At 50.1% G+C, this 23,195-nt stretch carries 19 protein-coding genes; 18 read left to right on the top strand and 1 reads right to left on the bottom strand.

The window, feature by feature from the left end; all coding sequences use genetic code 11:
* The first annotated feature begins 155 nt into the window (after positions 1-155).
* Positions 156-1,223, top strand: coding sequence for a DNA polymerase III subunit delta (gene holA, locus ADA01nite_RS03835; protein ID WP_146808586.1), 1,068 nt, complete (start codon positions 156-158; stop codon positions 1,221-1,223).
* 56 nt (positions 1,224-1,279) lie between these two features.
* Here the strand turns inward: holA and rpsT are convergent, their stop codons facing one another.
* Entirely contained in the window at positions 1,280-1,546 is a 267-nt protein-coding gene (gene rpsT, locus ADA01nite_RS03830; RefSeq protein WP_146808585.1) for a 30S ribosomal protein S20, read from the bottom strand.
* Positions 1,547-1,690: 144 nt separating this feature from the next.
* Here rpsT and gpr point away from each other — a divergent pair, with 144 nt between their 5' ends.
* From gpr to ADA01nite_RS03745, 17 genes are all read left to right on the top strand, one after another.
* Positions 1,691-2,800, top strand: a complete 1,110-nt coding sequence (gene gpr, locus ADA01nite_RS03825) for a GPR endopeptidase (protein WP_146808584.1) — start codon at positions 1,691-1,693, stop codon at positions 2,798-2,800.
* Positions 2,801-3,189: 389 nt separating this feature from the next.
* Positions 3,190-4,377 carry a stage II sporulation protein P gene (spoIIP, locus tag ADA01nite_RS03820; RefSeq protein ID WP_146808583.1) on the top strand — a complete coding sequence of 396 codons (1,188 nt, stop codon included), beginning with the start codon at positions 3,190-3,192 and terminating at the stop codon, positions 4,375-4,377.
* 15 nt (positions 4,378-4,392) lie between these two features.
* Positions 4,393-4,710 carry a DUF3679 domain-containing protein gene (locus tag ADA01nite_RS03815; RefSeq protein WP_146808582.1) on the top strand — a complete coding sequence of 106 codons (318 nt, stop codon included), beginning with the start codon at positions 4,393-4,395 and terminating at the stop codon, positions 4,708-4,710.
* A gap of 238 nt (positions 4,711-4,948) precedes the next feature.
* A complete protein-coding gene (locus ADA01nite_RS03810) occupies positions 4,949-6,064 on the top strand; it encodes a M24 family metallopeptidase (RefSeq protein WP_146808581.1) in 1,116 nt (371 codons plus the stop codon).
* 67 nt (positions 6,065-6,131) lie between these two features.
* Entirely contained in the window at positions 6,132-7,946 is a 1,815-nt protein-coding gene (gene lepA / locus ADA01nite_RS03805) for a translation elongation factor 4 (RefSeq protein ID WP_146808580.1), read from the top strand.
* A gap of 98 nt (positions 7,947-8,044) precedes the next feature.
* Positions 8,045-9,199, top strand: a complete 1,155-nt coding sequence (hemW, locus tag ADA01nite_RS03800; protein ID WP_146808579.1) for a radical SAM family heme chaperone HemW — start codon at positions 8,045-8,047, stop codon at positions 9,197-9,199.
* A gap of 71 nt (positions 9,200-9,270) precedes the next feature.
* Positions 9,271-10,305, top strand: a complete 1,035-nt coding sequence (gene hrcA, locus ADA01nite_RS03795; RefSeq protein ID WP_146808578.1) for a heat-inducible transcriptional repressor HrcA — start codon at positions 9,271-9,273, stop codon at positions 10,303-10,305.
* A gap of 39 nt (positions 10,306-10,344) precedes the next feature.
* Positions 10,345-11,895 carry a TCP-1/cpn60 chaperonin family protein gene (locus ADA01nite_RS03790; RefSeq protein WP_146808577.1) on the top strand — a complete coding sequence of 517 codons (1,551 nt, stop codon included), beginning with the start codon at positions 10,345-10,347 and terminating at the stop codon, positions 11,893-11,895.
* Between the two features lie 11 nt (positions 11,896-11,906).
* Entirely contained in the window at positions 11,907-12,506 is a 600-nt protein-coding gene (gene grpE, locus ADA01nite_RS03785) for a nucleotide exchange factor GrpE (protein WP_170230138.1), read from the top strand.
* A 241-nt stretch (positions 12,507-12,747) separates the two neighbouring features.
* Positions 12,748-14,589, top strand: coding sequence for a molecular chaperone DnaK (gene dnaK, locus ADA01nite_RS03780; RefSeq protein ID WP_146808575.1), 1,842 nt, complete (start codon positions 12,748-12,750; stop codon positions 14,587-14,589).
* A 109-nt stretch (positions 14,590-14,698) separates the two neighbouring features.
* Positions 14,699-15,817: a molecular chaperone DnaJ gene (gene dnaJ, locus ADA01nite_RS03775; protein ID WP_146808574.1), complete on the top strand. Its 1,119-nt coding sequence runs from the start codon at positions 14,699-14,701 to the stop codon at positions 15,815-15,817.
* A 42-nt stretch (positions 15,818-15,859) separates the two neighbouring features.
* Positions 15,860-16,894 carry a 50S ribosomal protein L11 methyltransferase gene (gene prmA / locus ADA01nite_RS03770; protein WP_146808592.1) on the top strand — a complete coding sequence of 345 codons (1,035 nt, stop codon included), beginning with the start codon at positions 15,860-15,862 and terminating at the stop codon, positions 16,892-16,894.
* A 10-nt stretch (positions 16,895-16,904) separates the two neighbouring features.
* Entirely contained in the window at positions 16,905-17,645 is a 741-nt protein-coding gene (locus ADA01nite_RS03765) for a 16S rRNA (uracil(1498)-N(3))-methyltransferase (protein ID WP_146808573.1), read from the top strand.
* 58 nt (positions 17,646-17,703) lie between these two features.
* Positions 17,704-19,044 (top strand): tRNA (N(6)-L-threonylcarbamoyladenosine(37)-C(2))-methylthiotransferase MtaB, encoded by a 1,341-nt coding sequence (gene mtaB / locus ADA01nite_RS03760; protein WP_146808572.1) that lies wholly within the window; start codon positions 17,704-17,706, stop codon positions 19,042-19,044.
* 308 nt (positions 19,045-19,352) lie between these two features.
* On the top strand, positions 19,353-20,972 hold the full coding sequence (locus ADA01nite_RS03755; protein ID WP_146808571.1) for an ATP-binding protein: 1,620 nt from the start codon (positions 19,353-19,355) through the stop codon (positions 20,970-20,972).
* A complete protein-coding gene (locus tag ADA01nite_RS03750) occupies positions 20,956-21,681 on the top strand; it encodes a response regulator (protein WP_146808570.1) in 726 nt (241 codons plus the stop codon). The genes ADA01nite_RS03755 and ADA01nite_RS03750 overlap by 17 nt, the downstream gene beginning before the upstream one ends.
* Positions 21,682-21,810: 129 nt before the next feature.
* Positions 21,811-23,082 carry a dicarboxylate/amino acid:cation symporter gene (locus ADA01nite_RS03745; protein ID WP_146808569.1) on the top strand — a complete coding sequence of 424 codons (1,272 nt, stop codon included), beginning with the start codon at positions 21,811-21,813 and terminating at the stop codon, positions 23,080-23,082.
* The last annotated feature ends 113 nt before the right edge of the window (positions 23,083-23,195 follow it).

Genomic DNA, 23,195 nt, shown 5'->3' with positions numbered 1-23,195 from the left:
GGTTTTTTATTGGTATAGGAAAGTAGATTCGTTTTACAGTGATAAAGCAAAATATACTTTCCCTCCACTAGTAAGCGAGTTTTTCTCATTGTCTTCGATTTTCAGCGGCATTCTTAATTTTATATAATGGAAAAGGGAAGCTGAGGTGAAAGAAAGTGGAGATACGACAGATTATGCGGGATATCAAACAGGGCAAGATTGCACCGGTATATGTCCTTTACGGTACGGAGCAGTATATGATGGACGAGCTGGTACGTTTGATTGAAGGGAAAGCCTTGGATGAAGCAAGCCGTGACTTTAACTACAGCACATATGACCTGCGGGAGACACCGATTCAGCTGGCGCTGCAGGATGCTGAGACTTTCCCATTAATGGGAGAGAAGCGCGTTGTCCGTGCATCGCATGCCGTGTTTCTAACCGGAGCGAAGCCGCCGTCCGGTGTTCCCGAGCACGACCTGGATGCACTTACGGCATATATAAGCAATCCTCCGGACTATTCCGTGCTGATTCTCGAAGTGGCGCAGGACAAGCTTGATGAGCGAAAAAAGGTGGTCAAAGCGCTGAAAAAAGACAGTATCGTGGTGGAATGCGTCCCCCTAAAAGAAGCAGCCCTGATCGAGTGGGTGATTCGGCAGGCGAAACGGTACAATGTAGTCATGGAACCTGCGGCGGCAGAGCTGCTGATTATGATGAGCGGCACACAGCTGCGTCAACTGGATAAAGAGATTGAAAAAATGGCCGTATATGCAGGGGAAGACGGGGAGATTACAGAGCAGACGGTAGAGGCGCTGGCAACGCGCGAGTTGGAGCACGATATCTTCCGTTTAATTGATAAAATCGCCCGTCTGCAAATCGAGGATGCGGTTCGCATGTACTATGACCTGCAGCGGCTGAACGTTGGAAGCAGCGAGACGAAAGGGGAGGGCGAGCCGCTCAAGATTCTTACGCTGCTGGCCCGGCATTTCCGCATTCTGCTGCAGGTAAAGGCGCTGCAGCCGCACGGATATTCCCCGCAGCAGATGGCCTCGATGCTCGGCATTCATCCGTATGCAGCTAAACTGGCGAATGAGCAGGCGCGCGCCTTCAGTGAGAAAGCGCTTAAGGGTATTCTGCACCGGCTTGCTGAAGAAGACGTGCGCATTAAAACAGGGCAAATTGATAAAGTATTTGCGCTTGAGCTATTCATATTGGGCTTAAAAGATATGATGCATCCGACTCCATAAGAAAAAGCGACCTGGAATGGGTCGCTTTTTCTTGATATGAATGCATTCATATATGCTTAAGCGGACAGGCCGTTAACCTTCTTAGCCAGACGAGACTTCTTGCGGGAAGCTGCGTTTTTGTGGATCAGACCTTTGGTTACTGCTTTGTCCAAATGTTTGCCGGCAACTTGCAGTGCAGTTTTAGCTGCTTCCAAGTTTCCTGCTGCTACAGCGGCTTCTACTCCTTTAATCGCAGTGCGAAGGGCAGATTTTTGAGCGGCACGGTGTGCACGGCGCTTTTCGATTGTTTTTGTACGCTTGATCGCAGATTTAATATTTGGCATGAGATTCACCTCCTTGGTGAATAAGATACTACTTTTATAAAGTCAACAAGAGAAATTGTATCATGTGCACCGGGGGTTTGCAAGAAAGTTTTTCTTCGCATAAACAAAGCTGGATCAGGAGAGTGTAAAAATGAGGTGATGTGTATGGACAAGCAGCTGGATTTAAGCGTATATGCAGTGCGGACAGACCTGGCGCTTGAAGCACGCGAGATGGCGTCACGAGAACGCTCCGAAGAGATTCCCGGCGTTCGTTTTCACAGCGAAGAAGAGAACGGAATTACCGTTTCGAAAATGGTCATCGAGACGATGGAGGGGGCCGAGCGAATCGGCAAAATGCCGGGGCGCTACGTTACGTTGGAAGTGCCGGGCCTGCGCAATCAGGATTCTGAGCTGCAGGACCGGGTGGCAACCCGGTTTGCCCGTGAGTTTCATGCGTTCCTAAAGGATATCGGCATTCAGGAGGGAGATAGTGCATTAATTGTCGGCCTGGGCAACTGGAATGTAACACCGGATGCAGTTGGTCCGATGGTGGTAGAGAACGTACTGGTGACCCGGCACTTGTTCGAGCTTATGCCTGAGCAGGTGGAAGAAGGGTACCGTTCGGTTAGTGCCGTTTCTCCCGGTGTACTCGGAATTACCGGCATTGAAACAAGCGAGATTGTGTACGGTATTATTGAGAAGACCCGGCCGGATTTTGTCATTGCGATTGATGCGCTCGCATCCCGTGCGCTTGAACGGGTGAATACGACCGTCCAGATTTCCGATGCGGGTATTAGCCCTGGCTCCGGTGTAGGAAATAAGCGAAAGCCGCTTACGAAAGAAACGCTTGGTATTCCGGTTATCGCGGTAGGCGTGCCGACAGTAGTCGATGCCGCAACGATTGTCCATGATGCGATTACGTATATACTCGCCCATCTCGGTCGTCAGGTGAAAGAGGCAAAAAATCCGAAGCCGGCAGGTAGGCTTGTGCCCGGCGGCTTTACCTTCCCCGGCAAGGTTGAACGGTATACGGAGGAAGATATGCCGAATGAAGCGGAGCAAAAGGCGATTCTTGGCATGATCGGCGAGCTTGCAGAGGAAGAGAAGCGGCAGTTGATTCATGAAGTGCTGGCTCCGCTCGGTCACAACCTTATCGTCACACCGAAAGAGGTGGATGACTACGTTGAAGACATTGCCAATATCATCGCCAGCGGACTCAACGCCGCTCTTCACGGAGCTATCGACATGGAGAACGTGTCTGCCTATACTCATTAGAAATATGATATGAACAAACAAGCCGTGCGCCGCACAGTTTCTTTTCAGCAAGGAAGATGCACTGTCCGTGCGATGAAGTTCGAACGGGAATCGCCAAACATCTGAGCCGACCGAAGATGGAGACAATGGCGATTCTTTCTCCGTTCTCTCTTCTTCGCACCAGGTAGAAAAGAAAAAATCGGCGATGCGGCTTTTTTGTTCAAACTCATGTAGTTACTTGACTCAATCTTCTTTGCGCAAAATGGAAAGCACCTCGGGTATACAACTGTCATTTCGCGCCTTCTTCCTATAATTGCGTTCTACTTCCTGCTGCAGATTCATAGATTAGTAGAAATCAGTGACACAGACGATGGACAAACCATCCGGGCAGCGGGAAAGGAGAGCAGAACATGTACCGAAAAAGTCGCGGTTTTGTCGTTAATCTGAATGGAGCAGGCATGCAGAAAAGCTTCGTCATCCTTTCGCTGGGCACAGCGGTTATTTTCGTATTGGCAGGCATCCTGTTCGCTTCGCAGGCGGGACGGGGGTTGTCTTCGCAGCAGGTGGGCAAGATGACGGTAGCGATGTCGAGCGGCGTCCTGCTCCATACGATGTCATATGAAATTCCGTATTTTGAAGCCGTGCAAAAAAATGAAGAAAATATCGATGTATCTTCTCTGGCGTTTCGGCTTATTACCAGCATCAACCCCAAAGATCCGCGCAGCTTTTTGGGCAATGAACTTCCGGGATTTAGTCTGTTTGATACTGAGGTGCTCGTATCCGGTAAAGAACTGGCGCTGAGCGAGCTGCCGTTTGAATCTTCTCCGCCGCCGGAAGCGCTCAAAAAAGAGGGAGACACGGAAAAAGCTGCCCCTGCACAGGCGGAGACAGAAAAGCCGATGGAACAAGAAGTGCTGTCCACAAATGGCAAAAAAGTCTTTTTCATCTACAACACTCACAACAGAGAATCCTGGGTGCATGCCGTTCCGGAGGCGCGTGCCAAAAACAATCCTGATCTAGCGATGGATTCTGAAACAAACATCACCCTTGTCAGCAAACGCCTTTCGCAATCTCTTGAGAAGAACGGCATCGGCTCGTCCGTTGGCACGACCGACTTTACCGGGCGGCTGATCAACCGGGGGGCAGCATACGCGCTCTCTTATGCCGAATCGCTGAAAGCGGTCAAAGCGGTTATGGCGCAAAATCGGGATTTAAATTACTTCATCGATATTCACCGTGACTCGCTCAGGCGCAAATCCACAACCGTTACGCTGGACGGCAAATCGTACGCGCAGATTCACTTCGTTATCGGAATGCGCAACAAAAATTGGGAAAAGAATCAACAGTTTGCCCTTAAAGTGCACAACGCCGTTGAAAAGAAGTACCCCGGCCTGTCCAAAGGTATATTTGGCAAAAAAGGTGGGAATGGTGAGTATAATCAGTCCGTTTCCCCGAATGCCATTCTAATTGAGGTGGGCGGCGTCGACAACACGATAGAGGAATGCTACCGGACAGCGGATGTGCTGGCGGAAGCGATTGCTGAAGTGTATTGGGAAGCGGAAAAGGTTGACGCGAAAACGAAGCCGAAACGGTCGTAAGCGGGAGGGAATACGGTGAAGCTGGCCGCCAAATTCTTTTTGCTTGTCGGGGTTTTATTTGTGGGCATCTTATGCGGCATTAATCTGGCGGAGAAAGGCATCCAGCGCATTGAGGGAGCCTCTGATCAACCGGTAAAAGGATTTTATATCAAAAAGGTGGAGAACGGCAGCATCGAGGTGGAAGTGCTGGGCAAACAGGTCGTATCGGAACCGGCGCTGTCCGAAGCAAGAATGGTGGGCGAGAGCTGGATTAGCCACACGGGCAACCGCATTCGGACCTGGGTGGTAACGACCACAAGAAACATGATGGAATGGCTTATGGATAAATTATAGCGAGGAAATTAGAGGTTAGATTTAATGGAAAAGAAAAAGGGATCTTTATATACTTTTATTGCCCTCATAACATTTTAGCCGTTCTAACTACGTGATTGGCGGTTGAAAAGTTATGAGGTTTTTTATGATATGCTTGAATACTGAAGGGATAGGTAGGAATGTGGCGTTTTTTTCTTTCTATATCTAAACTTCTAATTTCTTAACCCTTGTTTTTATCCAATAAGAGGAGGAAACGGACATGACGGTATATACGGAACGGATAAATAAAGTGCGTAAAGAACTGGAACAGTTGGATGCTGAGGCTGCGCTGATTACGTCGCCGTTATCAGTGGCGTATTTGACGGGATTCGCCTGCGATCCGCATGAGCGGTTCCTGGGTTTGCTGCTGCGGGAAGACGGTGCGGTATTGTTTGTGCCATCGCTGGAAAAGGAAAAAGCGGAAAGCGAACTTGGAGGTGCAGGTTCGTCAATTCATGAAATCCTGGGCGTGCAGGATACGGATGATCCATATGATAAAGTGAAACAAAACGGTGGTTTGAGTACGGTTCGCCGCCTGGCGGTCGAAAAGGAATATATGAAGCTGGGGCACGCCGAGCGCCTGGGGGCCGTATTCCAAGGACTTACTTTCACGGATATAGGAGGTTTGGTATCGCGGATGCGAAACCGAAAAACACCTGAAGAAATCGCAAAACTCAAAGCGGCCGCTGTCCTGGTGGAAGATGTGCTGGCGGAAGGGCTAAAGCGGGTGAAAGCGGGTGTGACAGAATTAGAGCTCGTGGCTGAGCTTGAATATATCATGAAGAAAAAAGGAGCGGATCGTCCTTCGTTCAATACGATGGTATTAGCCGGAGCTAATTCGGCGTTACCACACGGTGTACCGGGCGCAACAAAAGTGCAGGAAGGGGCATTCTTGCTGTTTGATCTGGGCGTGTTTAAAGACGGATACTGCTCGGATATTACCCGGACGTTCGTAGTGGGCGAACCTTTAGCAGAGATGGAAAAAATCTATAACACTGTGCTTGCGGCGGAGGAAGCAGCCATTCGTGCCGTCGAAATCGGCCGCCCACTGGCTGACGTCGATCGGGCAGCACGGAGCGTTATCGAAGATGCGGGCTATGGCCGCTATTTCACCCATCGTACCGGTCATGGTCTTGGCATGGAAGTACACGAGTCTCCATCGGTTCATGGCGCAAATGAAGAAGCAATGGAAGCGGGCATGGTGTTTACGATTGAGCCGGGCATTTACGTGCCGGGTGTGGGCGGCGTCCGGATTGAAGATGATGTCTATGTGACGGAGAGCGGGGCAGGGCTTTTAACTTCGTTCCCTAAAGCGCTCACCCGCCTTGAGATTTGAATTGCTGTTGGCACTAATGCCTGATATAATAGGCATTAGTGCATTTTTTCCTCGTGGGAGGTATTGTATGGATCGTAGACAAAGACAGGAGAAAATCCGGAACTTCTCCATTATCGCTCACATTGACCACGGTAAATCGACGCTGGCCGACCGAATCCTTGAATTTACGGGTGCACTGAGCGATCGGGAGCGGGAGGACCAGTTTCTCGATCAGATGGATTTGGAAAGGGAGCGCGGCATTACGATTAAGCTGAATGCCGTGCAGTTGAAATATAAAGCGAAAGACGGCGAAGAATACATTCTTCACCTGATTGATACGCCGGGACACGTCGACTTCACATATGAAGTGTCGCGCAGTCTGGCCGCCTGTGAAGGCGCGCTGCTGGTCGTGGACGCGGCGCAGGGCATCGAAGCGCAGACACTGGCAAATGTGTACCTGGCGCTCGACAACGACCTGGAGATTCTTCCGGTTATCAATAAAATTGACCTGCCGAGCGCAGAGCCGGAGCGCGTCAAGCAGGAAGTTGAAGATGTGATCGGGCTTGACGCCAGCGAGGCTGTGCTTGCGTCTGCAAAAGCCGGCATCGGGATTGAAGAAATTCTTGAGCAGGTCGTAGCAAAGGTGCCTGCACCGACCGGTGACCCGGATGCGCCGCTGAAAGCACTCATTTTCGATTCGCTATACGACCCGTACCGTGGCGTTATCGCGTATGTGCGGATTGTAGACGGCACGGTGAAAAAAGGTTCGAAGATTAAAATGATGGCGACCGGTTCGGTATTCGAAGTCACCGAAGTCGGCACACACGCACCATTCCCGAAACAGGTAGACGAGCTGACTGTAGGGGACGTAGGATTCATCGCCGCCAGCATCAAGACAGTGCGCGATACCCGTGTCGGTGATACGATTACGCTGGCGGACAATCCGGCAAGCGAACCGCTGCCGGGTTACCGCAAAGTAAACCCGATGGTATTCAGCGGAATGTATCCGGTTGACAGTGCAGATTACAACGACCTGCGGGAAGCGCTGGAGAAGCTGCAGCTTAATGACGCATCCCTGCAGTTCGAGCCGGAGACATCACAGGCGCTCGGTTTTGGTTTCCGCTGCGGTTTCTTGGGGATGCTTCATATGGAAATTATCCAGGAGCGAATTGAACGGGAATTCGATATCCCGCTTATTACGACGGCACCGAGCGTAATCTATCACGTAACGAAAACGGACGGCGAAAAAATCGCGATTGAAAACCCGTCCAACATGCCGGAGCAGCAAAAAATCGATTTTATCGAAGAACCGTACGTAAAAGCATCAATTATGGTGCCGAAAGATTTCGTCGGCGCGATCATGGATTTGTGCCAGCGTAAACGCGGCGAATTCATTGATATGCAGTACATTGATGAGACGCGCGTGCAGATCGTGTATGAGATGCCGCTCGCTGAGATTGTTTTTGAGTTCTTTGATCAGTTGAAATCAAGTACGAAAGGCTACGCATCATTTGACTACGAACTGGTCGGCTATAAGAAATCCAAGCTGGTTAAGATGGACATTTTGCTCAACGGCGAAGTGGTGGACGCCCTGTCCTTTATCGTACACCGTGACACGGCGTATCAGCGCGGCCGTGTTCTGTGCGAGAAGCTAAAAGAGCTGATCCCGCGCCAGATGTTCGAAGTGCCGATACAGGCAGCCATCGGACATAAAATCATCGCCCGCGAAACAATTAAGGCGATGCGCAAGAATGTGCTTGCCAAATGCTACGGCGGTGACATTTCCCGTAAACGTAAACTGCTTGAGAAGCAGAAGGAAGGGAAGAAGCGCATGAAGGCCGTCGGGAGCGTAGAAGTGCCGCAGGAAGCGTTTATGGCGGTACTCAAGATGGACGATAATTAAGCAGTGCGAAAGCATAGCGAGGAGCGGAGAATAAGAGGGAGAGAAGGCCTTTTTATTTCCGCTCTTTTATATTAACTATAGATTGCAGGTGATGCGGTATGACACAGGCCGTGTACATTCACATTCCGTTTTGTACAAATAAATGCTACTACTGTGATTTCAATTCGTATGTAACGAAGAATCCGCGGTTGGTATGGGACTATCTGGACGCGCTTGATAGAGAAATGGCAGAAACAGTTCGGCACGTTCCGCCGCAAGAAATTAAGACCATCTTTGTCGGCGGAGGCACACCAACATTCCTTGATGCCAAGCAGATGGCGTATTTCCTGGAAACGGTGGCGCGGCATTTTTCGAATAGAAGCAAAGACATTGAATTTACGATGGAAGCCAATCCCGGTACGACAGACATGGAGAAACTGAAAGTGATGAGAGAAGGCGGCGTTAACCGGATTAGCTTCGGCGTACAGTCGTTCAATGACGAATTGCTTAAGCGAATTGGACGCATTCATGACAGTGAGCAGGTGCTGCGCAGTCTGACGAATGCAAAAGAAGCCGGGTTTGTTAACATCTCGATCGATTTGATGTTCGGTCTGCCGGATCAGACGGAGAAGTTGTTTCAAGAAACACTGGATAAAGCTTTTGCGCTCGACTTGCCCCATTTTTCTTCATACAGTTTGAAAGTGGAAGAGAATACGCTCTTTCATACATTATATGAAAAGGATCAGCTTCCACTGCCGACCGAAGAAGAAGAAGTGGCGATGTATGAGCGGCTTATGGAGCAAATGGAACGTCGTGGGTATCGTCAATATGAGATTAGCAACTTTGCCCGTCCGGGCTGGGAGAGCCGCCACAATATGACATACTGGCGCAATGAATACTATTACGGCATCGGTGCGGGTGCACATGGATACGTAAATGGAACACGGCATGTGAACGCCGGTCCGCTTGCGCAGTATATGCAGCTTGTACAGGAAAAAGGGTTGCCCCGTGTCGAGCAATTCGAAGTCAGTCCGGTGGAGGCAATGGAAGACCATATGATTATGGGACTGAGAATGATGCGAGGAGTTTCCGAAAGCGAGTTTGAACGGCGGTACAAAACGACGCTTAAGGAGCAGTTCGGTCCGGTCATCGATGAGCTGACGGGCCTTGGCTTGCTTGCCTGGAGCGAAGATCGCATTCATCTTACCAAACGCGGAATCCCGCTCGGAAATGAGGTATTCGCAAGATTTCTGGGGCTAGTTGACAAAGTTTAATCTCCTTTGGTATTTTTGAAGTAAGCTCTTTAGCACTCGCTCTTTGGGAGTGCTAACAAAGGAGGGGCAGCATGCTTACGGAACGCCAGCAATTAATTTTAAGTGCTATCATAGACAATTACATTCGTTCCGCCGAGCCGGTTGGATCGCGTACACTTTCGAAGCGGGAAGATATCGGCTACAGTTCTGCCACCATCCGCAATGAGATGGCGGATTTGGAGGAGCTTGGATATCTTGAACAGCCGCATACGTCGGCAGGCCGTATTCCTTCTAATAAAGGATACCGTTTTTACGTGGACCAGCTTGTTCGCATGCCGTTTATGCGGGTGGAAGACGCCGCGTATATCCGCCGGGTTTTTGCCGAGCGTTTTTACGAATTCGAGCAGGTGATGAACCAGGCAGCGTCGATTCTCTCTGGCTTAACCAATTACACGTCCATCATACTTGGGCACGATATAAAAACGACTCGTTTAAAAGCGTTGCAGATGATCCCGCTATCTTCACAGTCGGCCGTATTCATTCTTGTAACGGATACGGGCAAGGTAGAGAACAAAACGATTTCTTTGCCGGAAGGAATGGAAATCCAGGAAGTGGAGCGGGTGGTAAATCTGCTAAACGCCAAGCTTACCGGCGTACCTATGGCAGAACTGAGACAGCGCCTGCATACGGAAGTGGCGAAGGAGCTTGGCCGCTATATTCAGCAGTATGAACAGTTTGTGGAACTGCTTGAAGAGACGCTGACGCATGAGCCGGATGATCATATTGTGCTCAAAGGTACGACCAACATTATGATGCAGCCTGAATTTCGTGATGTAGATAAAGTCAGGGATATTTTGACACTTTTTGAGCAGAATGAAATGGTAGTGCGGCTGTTTGATTCACAGCAGAGCGGACTCCAGGTGCGAATCGGTACCGAGAATAAAGAACAGGCGGTCAGCGGCTGCAGCATCATTACCGCCACATACCACCTGGACGGCCAACCGGTCGGCACGATCGGTATCTTAGGGCCGACACGCATGGAATATGCCCGGGTCATGGCGATTTTAAACGAGCTTTCTGACAATTTGTCGGAAGCATTTGAGAGATTTTATAAATCCGGCGCTTAAACCCGCGTCGGATCATTATGTGGATAAAAGGGGATGCTTATGGGTTCACATTCGACAGAGCGTGACGGCTCAGGGGACGAACGGCTATCCACCCTGCTTCATAACATGCGTGCGGTACAGGCGGTTGCCGCATCGGTCGAGGGAACCATTGGTCCCAAAGGACTTGATACGATGCTTGTAGACGAACAGGGCGGCGTTATTATTACGAATGACGGCGTTACGATTCTCGAAGAGATGGAAGTGAAGCACCCGGCTGCCCGGTTGATGATCGGTCTTGCCCGTTCGCAGCAGCGCGAGGTTGGGGATGGGACAACGACCGCTACATTGTTGGCCGCTGCTCTTGTTACCGAGGGTGTAGCCCAGGTGCAGAAGGGGGTTCCGGTGGCCAAGGTCATCGCCGGCATCGAGCAGGGGATTGGCGAGGCAGTCGCCCGCCTCAAGGAGGCGGCACTGCCGATTCATACATTCGATGATGAACGTCTGTTTCATATTGCATACATTGCGGGAAGGGAGCAGGAGGACATCGCCCGATTGGTTATCGAAGGAGCCAAACTGCTTGGACGGGAGAAGATGCTGGAGCCTGACTTCTCTTTCAGCGATTTGATTACCGCACGCGAAAGCGCGGAGAATGAAGTGCTGGACGGTGTGATTATTAATCAGCGCCCGCTATCCCGCGAGATGCCGAAGCATATGGAGAACGTACGTCTGCTTGTGTTGAACGATGCACTTGCTCCGGAAGAGATGGATGATGAAGCGCTGGGCACGGAAATCGGATTTCAACGATACCTACAGCTGAAAGAAGAGTATCGGCGCAACCTGGAGAAACTTCGGATGCTGGAAGTGGGCGCGGTTATCCTCGACCGAAGCTGTGATAGCATGGCGGAAGAATTCTGTCTTGACCACGGCATTCTTGTGCTGCATCGCGTGTTCCAGTCGGAGCGGGTGCGGGCAGCGCGATACACCGGGGCCCGTTCGTTGAAGCGGAGCGCACTGAATAAAGACATAAAGGAACTCTCACGCTCGTTAGGGTTTGCGGAGCGGCTGGAATTCGACGAGTCGCTCGGTCAGGTGCGAATCATGGGGGGCAGGGGAGTACCTACCGCTACCATGATTATCGGAGCTTCAACCGGCGAGGTTGTCGGGGAGCGGGAACGAATTGCAAAGGATGCCGCAGCGGCTGTACAGGCGGCGCTTCGCGGAGGATATTTGCCCGGCGGAGGGAGCATCGAATTATTTTTGTCTCGCCACCTGGAAGTGTGGCGCCAGTCAGTCAAAGGAATGGAAGGCTTCGGGGTTGAAGCGGTCGCGGCGGCGCTCCGTACACCGCTGATTCAGATGATGCGCAATGCAGGTTTCAATCCGCTTGAGAAGATTGAGCAGGTGAAAGCGGCGCAGGCTGAAGCCGGCGTATCAAGTACTGGTCTTAATTTCGATACCGGGCAGTGTGCTGATATGCTGACCAGCGGAGTGGTGGATCCGGCGCTGGTCAAGCTGCATGCCCTGCAGACGGCCGGTGAGGTGAGCCGCGCGATTTTGCGCATACATACGGTCATCCGCAGGAAATCTCCGACCACACTATCAGACGAATAGGGGGAAGTACTGTGTCAGAGGAAAAGAAGAAGGACGCCGAGACGGCGGAGGAAATAACGGAACAGGAAGAAACGAAGGAAGCAGCAGAAGCCGTCCAGCCTGAAGAGGATAAGCAGGAAGAGGCAAGCGAAGTGTCCGAGTTGACACGCGAGCAGGAACTGCTTGCGCAGATTGAGCAATTGAAAGCGGAGAAGGAAGAATTAAATAATAAATACTTGCGCGCACAGGCTGATTTGCAGAATTTCCGCACGCGTGTCAATAAGGAAAAGGAGCAAATGCTCAAGTATTCCTCACAGCGTGCGATCGAGGCGCTGCTGCCTGTCGTCGACAACTTCGAGCGCGCCATCGCGGCAAGTCAGGACGCTGCGGATGTAGAAACGCTGAAGCAGGGCATCGATATGGTATTCCGTCAACTGCAGCAGGTACTCGAGCAGGAGGGCGTTACGACGGTGCCGGGTGTCGGCGAGCCGTTCGACCCGAATATGCATCAGGCGGTGATGCAGGAAGACAGCAGCGAATACGAATCCGGCATCATTATTGAAGAATTCCAGAAGGGCTATAAGCTGAAAGACCGCGTCATCCGCCCTTCTATGGTAAAGGTAAGCTCCTAACTGAGCGGGAAGGAAGATATACGCAAAAGGTGCAATAAACATGCATGTAGAGCTTTTCTGTATCTAACCGCATGTAAGCTATTAAATTTGATTGAGCAAATGTTTTTCTCCCATTTTTGTGCACACCGTTCCTTCCCCCCAGTGTAGAGTTCTGCACAGAAGGAGAAGGGGAAGCAAAAATGCGGAGAAAAACATTGCGGCAACTACTTTAAATACACTTAGAAAGGTTGGTCAACATATAATGGCTAAAGTAATCGGGATTGACTTAGGTACCACAAACTCTTGCGTTGCAGTTATGGAAGGCGGCGAGCCGGTCGTTATTCCGAATCCGGAAGGCAACCGTACCACTCCGTCCGTTGTAGCGTTCAAAAACGGCGAGCGCATTGTTGGTGAAGCGGCGAAACGCCAGGCGATTACAAACCCTGATAACACTGTCATCTCCATTAAACGTTACATGGGCACAAACCACAAAGTAACGCTGGAAGGCAAAGAATATACGCCGCAGGAAGTATCCGCAATGATTCTGCAGAAGCTGAAATCAGACGCAGAAGCATACCTTGGTGAACCGGTAACACAGGCCGTTATTACAGTTCCGGCTTACTTCAATGACAGCCAGCGCCAGGCCACAAAAGACGCAGGTAAAATCGCAGGTCTTGAAGTGCTTCGTATCGTCAACGAGCCGACGGCGGCCTCCCTTGCGTACGGTATGGAAAAAGAAGAAGATCAAACCATCCTGGTATACGACCTTGGCGGCGGTACGTTCGACGTATCTATCCTTGAGCTGGGCGATGGTTTCTTCGAAGTAAAAGCGACCAGCGGGGACAATCAACTGGGCGGTGACGACTTCGACCAGGTCATCATCGACTATCTCGTAGCCGAGTTCAAAAAAGAGAACGGTATCGACCTGTCCGTTGACCGTATGGCAATGCAGCGCTTAAAAGACGCGGCAGAAAAAGCGAAGAAAGACCTCTCCGGCGTATTGACTACAACCATTTCGCTTCCGTTCATCACGGCGGATGCAACAGGTCCGAAGCACTTAGAAGTCAACCTGAGCCGCGCAAAATTCGAAGAGCTGAGCGCAGGACTTGTTGAGCGTACAATGGGACCGACTCGCCAGGCACTGGCAGATGCGGGCCTTGAGCCTTCGCAAATCGATAAAGTTATCCTTGTTGGCGGCTCCACTCGTATTCCTGCCGTTCAAGAAGCGATTAAGAAATTCATAGGCAAAGAGCCGTACAAAGGTGTAAATCCGGATGAAGTCGTCGCACTCGGTGCCGCTGTTCAGGCGGGCGTACTGACAGGCGACGTAAAAGACGTCGTTCTGCTTGACGTAACACCGCTGTCTCTCGGTATCGAAACAATGGGCGGTGTAATGACGAAGCTCATCGATCGCAACACTACGATTCCGACCAGCAAGTCTCAAATATTCTCTACAGCGGCTGACAACCAAACGGCGGTGGATATCCACGTGCTGCAGGGTGAGCGTCCGATGGCGAGCGACAACAAAACATTGGGCCGTTTCCAACTGACCGATATTCCGCCGGCACCGCGCGGCGTTCCGCAAATCGAAGTAACATTCGATATTGATGCGAACGGTATCGTAAACGTATCGGCGAAAGATCTCGGCACAGGCAAACAGCAGCAAATCACCATTACATCTTCTTCCGGTTTAAGCGACGAAGAGATTGAGCGTATGGTACGCGAAGCGGAAGAAAACGCGGAATCCGACAAGAAGCGCAAAGAGCAGGTGGAGCTGCGCAACGAAGCGGACCAACTGATTTTCGCAACGGAGAAAACGCTCAAAGACCTCGGCGACAAAGTCGATCAAGCGGAGATTGACAAAGCGAACGCAGCGAAAGATAAGCTGAAAACCGCACTTGAAGGCTCCGATATTGAAGCCATCCGCACGGCGAAAAACGAATTGCAAGAAGTAGTTCAGCAGTTGTCTATAAAACTGTACGAGCAAGCCGCACAGCAGGCACAGGCGGCTCAAGGGGCGGAAGGTGCTGCCGGGCAGAAGAAAGAGGACGACAATGTCGTTGATGCAGACTACACGGTCGTAGACGAAGACGAGAAGAAATAACGCGAAACGCAAGTGAAAAAAGTCAAAGTCAGGGGTAACTTGGCTTTGACTTTTTTTCGCAACCTGATATGATGAGTTTTATGAGTAAAGCAGGGCGGGAGTGAAGAGCATGAGCAAACGCGATTACTACGAGGTGCTGGGCGTAGAGAGGTCCGCCTCGGAGGATGAGATAAGGAAAGCGTACCGTAAACTGGCGCGCAAGTACCATCCGGATGTCAACAAAGAACCGGATGCGGAACAGAAATTCAAAGAAGTCAAAGAAGCGTATGACGTGCTGAGCGATTCGCAGAAGCGTGCGAACTATGACCGTTTCGGCCATGCGGGTGCGCAGCAGGGCGGCTTCGATTTCGGCGGGGGCGGCGATTTCGGCGGCTTCGGTGATATTTTCGACATGTTCTTTGGCGGCGGCCGACGCAATCCGAATGCGCCGCGCCAGGGCGATGATTTGCAGTACACAATGCAGATCGAATTTAAAGAAGCGGTCTTCGGAAAAGAAATGGATATCGAAATTCCGAAGGAAGCGACTTGTTCCAAATGTGACGGTTCCGGAGCAGAGCCGGGCAGCAAAGTCGAAACATGTCATACTTGCGGCGGGTCAGGCCAGCAGGAAGTGGTTCAGAATACGCCATTCGGCCGTGTCGTAAACCGGCGTATCTGTCCGACCTGTAAAGGAAGCGGCAAATTTGTCTCCGTCAAATGCAGCAAGTGTCACGGCAGTGGAAGAGAAAAAGTGCGCCGCAAAATCCGTATTAAAATTCCGGCCGGGGTGGACGACGGCGCAAGAATGCGCATCACCGGCGAAGGGGAATTGGGTATAAACGGAGGGCCTCCGGGTGATCTGTATGTCGTATTCCGGGTGAAGCCGCACGAATTCTTCGAGCGTGAAGACAACGACATTTTCTGCAAGGTTCCGATTACATTTACCCAGGCGACACTTGGCGCCGAGATTGAAGTGCCGACGCTCGACGGCAAGGTGAAATTAAAGGTGCCGGCCGGTACACAGACCGGAACAAAATTTCGCCTGCGCGGCCATGGCGTTCCGTATTTGAACCGTTCCGGCAGAGGGGACCAGCATGTCAAAGTTGTGGTGGTTACGCCAACCAAACTGACGGATAGACAGAAAGAATTACTGCGCGAATTTGCCGATCTCAGCGGTGAAGAGACACATGAGGACGGCGAGACGTCTTTCTTCGATAAAATGAAAAAAGTACTGCGCGGAGAAGGATAGACGACTTATTTGAACAGCAAACGAGAGGATGGGATCGAGGCGATGAATTGGTCTGAAATCAGCGTCCATACGACGCAGGAGGCAATTGAGGCGGTTTCGAATATTTTGCAGGAAGCAGGTGCCAGCGGTGTCGTTATTGAAGATTCGGAAGTGCTGAGACGGGACTGGCAGGACCAATTCGGAGAAATCTACGAATTGTCGGCAAACGATTATCCGTCCGAAGGCGTCATCGTCAAAGCCTATCTTCTCGCAGGCGGCCATTTGGAACGTACGGTAGAGGAGATTAAACAGGCGGTTCACAGTCTTTCCTCGTACGGCATTGAAGCGGGTCCGGGCACGGTCACGCTTGCGGAAGTGCAGGAAGAAGAGTGGGCGAATGCCTGGAAGAAATACTATAAGCCGGTTGAAGTATCCGAGCGCATTACCATCACTCCTACCTGGGAAAACTATACGCCTAAGAAAGAGAACGAACTTATCATCGAACTTGATCCGGGCATGGCGTTCGGAACAGGAACGCATCCGACGACGGTGATGTGCATACGTGCGCTGGACGATAGTATCGAAGGCGGGGAACGTGTGATTGACGTCGGCTGCGGAACCGGTGTGCTCAGCATTGCCGCCGCCAAGCTCGGTGCGGCGGCGGTGCATGCGCTTGATCTTGATGAAGTGGCTGTTCGTTCTGCACAGACAAATGTAGAGTTGAACGGGGCGATAGACAGGGTAACGGTGGCGCAGAACGATTTGTTGAAAGGCATCAAAGGTCCGTTTGATATCGTGGTGGCCAATATTCTGGCTGAAGTCATCATTCGGTTTGTTGATGATGCGGCCAAGGTATTGAAGCCGGGCGGCCTGTTCATTACCTCAGGGATTATCACCCGGAAAGAGGAAGAAGTAAAAAGAGCCATGGAGCAAGCCGGTTTTCGTATCAAAGACTCATATTACATGCATGACATGTATGAGAAAGAAGACGGCTCCCGTTATACGGATACCGACACGGTGGCCCCGCCGAGCATCCGCGAGCGCAGCCAGATCGAATCGGGCTGGGTATGTATCGTGGCGGAACGAAAATCAGAGTGAGGGAGATAGAATGCAGCGATATTTTGTAGACCCGGAGCAAATGGAAGAAGGGTATGTAACGATTACGGGGGATGATGTGAATCATATTGTCCGGGTCATGCGTTCGCGCGTCGGCGATGAACTCATCTGCTGTAACGGACGGGGGCGCGACGTGCGCGGTGCAATCGAAGAGATTGGAGCAGACGCCGTACGTATACGTATCCTTGAAGAAGGCCTGCCGAATCGCGAACTTCCGGTGCAAGTTACCATTGCCCAGGGCCTACCTAAGGGTGATAAAATGGAGTTGGTCATTCAAAAAGGCACTGAGCTCGGTGCTTTTTCTTTTTGCGTGTTCACTTCGAAGCGCACGGTGGTCAAGCTCGATGACAAAAAGGAAAAAAAGCGGCTGGAGCGGTGGCAGAAGATTGCCAAAGAAGCGGCTGAGCAATCGCATAGAAGTCGCGTGCCCGAGGTTGGAAGTGTGCTGACCTGGCGCGAGTTGCTTGCAACTGCATCCCGTTTCCATTATGCTTTATTTGCATATGAGAAAGAAGAGACAGCCACGCTGCGCCGCACACTTTCCGAGGTGCCACCCGGATCGAATGTTTTAATCGTCATCGGTCCTGAGGGCGGCTTCGACGAGACGGAAGCGGCGGAGGCGGAAGCGGCCGGATTTCGCAGCGTATCGCTGGGACGGCGGATTCTGCGCGCGGAAACCGCGCCTTTATACGCGCTGTCCTGTGTTTCTTACGAGTTCGAGCAGCAGGAATAGGTAGAAGTTGATGGATTTATGCTAAATGTAATTTTTATAATAAGGAGTTGGATAATATATGCCAACTGTAGCATTTCATACGCTCGGCTGCAAAGTCAACCATTATGAGACAGAGGCCATCTGGCAGCTGTTCAAACAGGCCGGGTACGAGAAAATAGATTTTGAACAAAAAGCAGACGTCTATGTTATTAATACATGTACGGTAACCAATACAGGCGATAAGAAAAGCCGCCAGGTCATCCGCCGTGCCATTCGTCGCAATCCTGAGGCGGTTGTGGCAGTGACGGGCTGCTATGCGCAGACGACTCCGCACGAAATCATGGCGATCCCGGGTGTCGACATTGTTGTTGGTACGTCCGGTCGTGATAACTTGATTGATTATGTCAACCAGTACGTAAGCGAGCGTCAACCGATTAACGCGGTCGCCAATATTATGAAGGCGCGCGAATACGAAGAGCTGGATGTACCCGAGTTTACCGATCGTACGCGTGCCTCGCTGAAGATTCAGGAAGGCTGCAACAATTTCTGTACGTTCTGTATTATTCCGTGGGCGCGCGGGCTTATGCGCAGCCGCAAACCGGAAAGCGTCATTGAGCAAGCGAACAAGCTGGTGGCCGCCGGCTATAAAGAAATCGTCCTGACCGGCATTCATACCGGCGGGTACGGAGAAGATCTGGAAGATTACAATCTGGCGCGTCTGCTGCGTGACCTCGATACCAGGGTACCGGGACTCAAGCGCATTCGCATCAGTTCAATTGAGGCCAGCCAGATTACGGATGAAGTCATCGAGGTACTGAATTCATCCGACAAGATGTGTCGTCATCTGCATGTGCCGCTTCAGGCCGGTGATGATAACGTATTAAAACGTATGCGCCGTAAATATACGACGGACGAGTTCCGCCGTAAAATCGAACAATTGCATGAAGCACTGCCAGATGTGGCGATTACGACAGACGTTATCGTTGGTTTCCCGGGTGAAACCGAGGAAATGTTCGAAAACGGCTACCGTTTTATCGAAGAGATGAAGTTTGCCGAGCTGCATGTCTTCCCTTATTCCAAACGGAGCGGTACACCTGCCGCACGTATGGAAGATCAGGTGGACGAAGAAGTGAAAAACCGTCGTGTGCACCAGCTAATTGAGCTGTCCAACAAGCTCGCCCTTGCATACTCCGGGAAATTCGTCGGCGACGTGCTCGAAGTCATTCCGGAAGAGCCGTATAAGGAGGCGCCGGAGAGCGGGCTTTATGTCGGCCATTCCGACAACTACCTGAAGCTCATCTTCCAAGCTAATGAATCGTTGGTCGGTAAGATTTGCAAAGTTCGTGTCGATGAACCGGGTTCTGAATACTGTAAAGGCACATTTGTCCGCGTACTGAGCGAAGAGGCGCTCAAGGCATAAAGGGCAAAGCCGCAATGACAAAGGTCCGAGCGAAACTGTTTTTCCGCAGTTTCGCTTTTTTTTTCGCCGTTCTTTTGTATAATTTTAAACAAGCTAGTACAGAAAATCATCATGGCTTTTTAGCCGCAACCCCGACATAAAAATCACGGGAAGGACGACTGACTTTTGCGGTACGAAAGAAAAGAGAGAAGAGACCGAGAAAATGATTCCAATGAGGAAAAAGGCGAACGCCTTTTTCTTCCCTGGATCTTATTTCCTCTTCCCCTCTTTTTCATGATCTTTACTTCCTGATTATTGAGGAGTTATGTATGCTTCATTTGGATAATTGGCCTATTCGCCGAAAGATTACTCTGCTTGTCTTCGGAATTGTTCTGTTTACCCTGCTGATGGATGCCACCATTCTTATCGGTAAAATTGCCAGCGTCAAAGTCGAAGATGTCACCCAGCGATCGCTTCTTACGGCCAAAGTAACAGCGCAGATGCCGGAAGTGAAAAGGGCGGTCGAAATGGCGCTGGGTGCCGCGCAAATTCAACCGCTGATCGAGCAAGTTCGCACCATCTACGGTGCCGATTATATTGTGGTAGTGGACATGGATGGGAAGCGGATGTCTCATCCAATTGAAAGTCGGATCGGTACGTATTTTAACGTAAACGAAGCGAAGCCGGCGTTTGCGGAACATGTCTATGTTGATCGGGTTAAAGGCGATCTTGGCGAAGGCGTGCGTGCCTATGCCCCTATTATGAATGAAGAGCATCAACAGGTCGGCGTAGTTATGGTCGGCAACACTGTTCCGCAATTGTTGTCCATTCTTGAAGATATGAGTAAGGAAATGGCATTGATTTTCTCTCTTACCCTTTGCTTCGGAATTCTTGGCGCATATTTGCTGGCAAGCCATATTAAGCAGCAGACATTCCAGTTAGAGCCACAGGAGTTGGCCCGTACGCTCGACGAGCGCACTTCCGCGTTCCACGCCATCCATGAAGGGATCATAGCAATCGATGAGCATGAGCGGATTACCGTTATCAACGAAGCGGCGCGGCGAATGCTTAAAGTAAAAGGCGATGCGGTTGGAGAAAACATCCGGAAAGTCATCCCGGATACGCGTTTGCCGGAGATTCTTGAGCTTGGCTACCCGATTTATAACCAGCAATTTTACATTGGCGATACGCTTATTCTTAGTAATCGTGTCCCAATTAAGGTAAAAGGAAAAACGGCAGGTGCTCTCGCGATTTTCCAGGATAAAACAGAAGTGACCCGGTTAGCCGAAGAACTTACAGGTGTCAAAGCTTTTGTAGATGCACTTCGTGCTAAGAATCATGAACACAGCAACAAGCTCCATACTATTGCCGGGCTCATTCAACTGGGCAAAGAGCAGGAAGCACTGCGTTATATTTTTCAATTGGATGAAGAAGAAGAAAATGTGGCGCACTATATTAGTGCCCGCATTCAGGATATTAATTTAACCGGACTGCTCATCGGAAAAATCAGCCGCGCCAAAGAACTTGGTATCGCACTGCACATCGACCCGTACAGCGAATTCAATATGTTTCCCGAAGGTGTGACCTATCATGACCTGGTTATTATCATTGGCAATTTGATTGAGAATGCCTTTGAGGGAATGGCGGAGGTAAGCGAGCGGGACAAGCGGGTTGATGTATCGATTGTACAGGATGAAAGCTATCTCACCATCGAAGTGGAAGACAACGGGATCGGGATTCCGCAGGAAATACAGCAGCAAATCTTCGCAAAAGGCTTCTCTACCAAGCAGAAGGGAGAGCGCGGCATTGGTCTGTATCTTGTTTCTTCGATTGTGGAACGAAGCGGAGGCGAGATCGAAGTAGACAGCGCGGTAGGATGCGGAACATGGATACGCGTGAAGCTGCCGATGGAACGGAAGGAGGATACACAGTATGAGCAAAACGATTAACGTCTTGCTGGTGGAAGATGATCCGATGGTACGGGAGATTAATATTTCTTTCATCGAACGGGTGGAAGGATTTAAAGTCGTAGGGTGGGCGCGCACCGGGGAAGAAGCGATTGAGAAAATTCGCCAGACCCCCCCGCATCTCGTCATTCTCGATTTATACATGCCCGGCAAGGGAGGTCTCGAGACGCTGCGTACCATTCGGCAGGAGGAGTTTGATGTTGATGTGATTGCAGTAACAGCGGCAAATGACCGGGAGACGGTACTGCGCGTGATGCGGCTTGGTGCGGTCGATTATATTTTCAAGCCGTTTCAATTTAATCGGATTCAGGAAGCGTTGCTGCGCTATAAGGAGCATTTCCAGAACAGTCAATCAGCCGTGTTCTCACAGGCTATGTTTGACAACGTTCACGCATTTACAAAATCAAGTACAAAACAACCTGCCAAAAAAGAAGAGGCAGAGCAGGGCTATCCTAAAGGAATCCAGGCCTTTACGTTGCAGCAGGTATCTGATTGCCTCCGCGAAGCGGACGCGGAGATGTCAGCGGAAGAAATCGGGCGGATGATCGGCATGTCCCGTGTCACTGTGCGGCGCTATCTTGAATACCTTGAGTCGGTCGGCAAAGCCAAATCGTATATGGTATACGGAACAGTAGGCCGACCAATGAAAACGTACACATGGTTGGATGGACAAAAAGAACAAAATATTTAACAAAAAGAACAAAACGTTTTAAAAATACGTAAACTTCTCTATCCCCTCTGAAATCGTTATCATGAAGATATCAGAAAAAGAGAACAATTGAAAAATTCTAAGAGTGTGAATTGGAGGGGGGAACACAATATGAGATTAAATTTTAAGAATCTAACTACACAGGTTATTCTTGCTATCATTTTAGGTATCCTGTTCGGCATGTTTTTCCCGGCTATGGGTACTGAGCTGAAAGTATTGCCTGATATTTTTATTAAGCTCATTAAAATGGTAATTGCGCCGATTGTTTTTCTTACGATTGTTATCGGAATCGCAGGTATGGGCGATATGAAGAAAGTCGGTCGTATCGGTGGTAAAGCACTTCTGTATTTTGAAATCGTATCCACGATTGCTTTGGCCATCGGTATTATCGTAGCAAACGTTATCAGAGCTGGTGACGGTATCGACGCAAGCCAGGCAAAAGGCGATATTTCTAAATATACAAAACAAGCGGAAGAAACCAGTCACGGGTTTATAGATTTTGTAATGACCATTATTCCTGATAATTTTGTCGGTGCACTGGCAAACGGAGAACTTCTTCCCGTTTTATTCTTAGCCGTTCTTTTCGGTCTCTCACTGGCGGGAATGGGTAAGAGCGGAAAGCCGATTCTTGAGTTTTTCGATAAACTTACACACGTATTTTTTGGCATTGTTAATATGATTATGAAAGTGTCTCCGATCGCGGCTTTTGGCGCAATGTCGTACACCATCGGTAAATTTGGGGTCGGTTCGCTGGTTTATCTTGGAAAGTTGATGGGTTCCGTTTACCTTACGATGTTCTTGTTCATTGTTATTGTCCTTGGGGCTATCGCCAGGTTCTATGGATTTAATATTTTTAAGTTTATCAAATACATTAAAGATGAGATTTTCCTGGTTGTTGGTACTTCATCCTCGGAGGCTGCCCTGCCAAAAATGATGGAGCGACTTGAGAAATATGGCTGTTCTAAATCTGTAGTTGGTCTTGTGCTCCCGACAGGGTATTCATTTAATTTAGATGGTACGTCCATTTATCTCTCTATGGCCGCTCTGTTTATTGCACAAGCGTATGGTGTAGATTTGAGCATTGTAGAACAATTAACCTTACTTGGCGTTCTTATGCTGACCTCTAAGGGAGCGGCAGGGGTAACGGGTTCCGGTTTCGTAACGTTAGCTGCAACATTGGCAGTTTTCCCGGCTGTTCCGGTCGAGGGCATGGCCCTTCTTCTTGGAGTAGACCGCTTTATGTCTGAAGCCCGTGCCGTTACCAACCTAATCGGAAACGGGGTAGCTACTGTTGTTATCTCCAAAGTAGAGAATGAATTTAATCCGACGGCAGAGCAGAATGCAGGTATTGAAGAACAATCAAGAAGCCAGCATTTAGCATAAAACATCCAGCCGATTTCTGGCTTGTTGAAAAAATTTTATAAAACACTGGAAGGCGTAGCATATAGGGGAAATGATGTAACTCTCTGTATACTGCGCCTTTTTCTGTGAAAATC

It is taken from the genome of Aneurinibacillus danicus (genome assembly GCF_007991215.1).
GTDB classification, from domain to species: Bacteria; Bacillota; Bacilli; order Aneurinibacillales; family Aneurinibacillaceae; genus Aneurinibacillus; species Aneurinibacillus danicus.
This window is presented reverse-complemented; position numbering and strand designations above follow the sequence as displayed.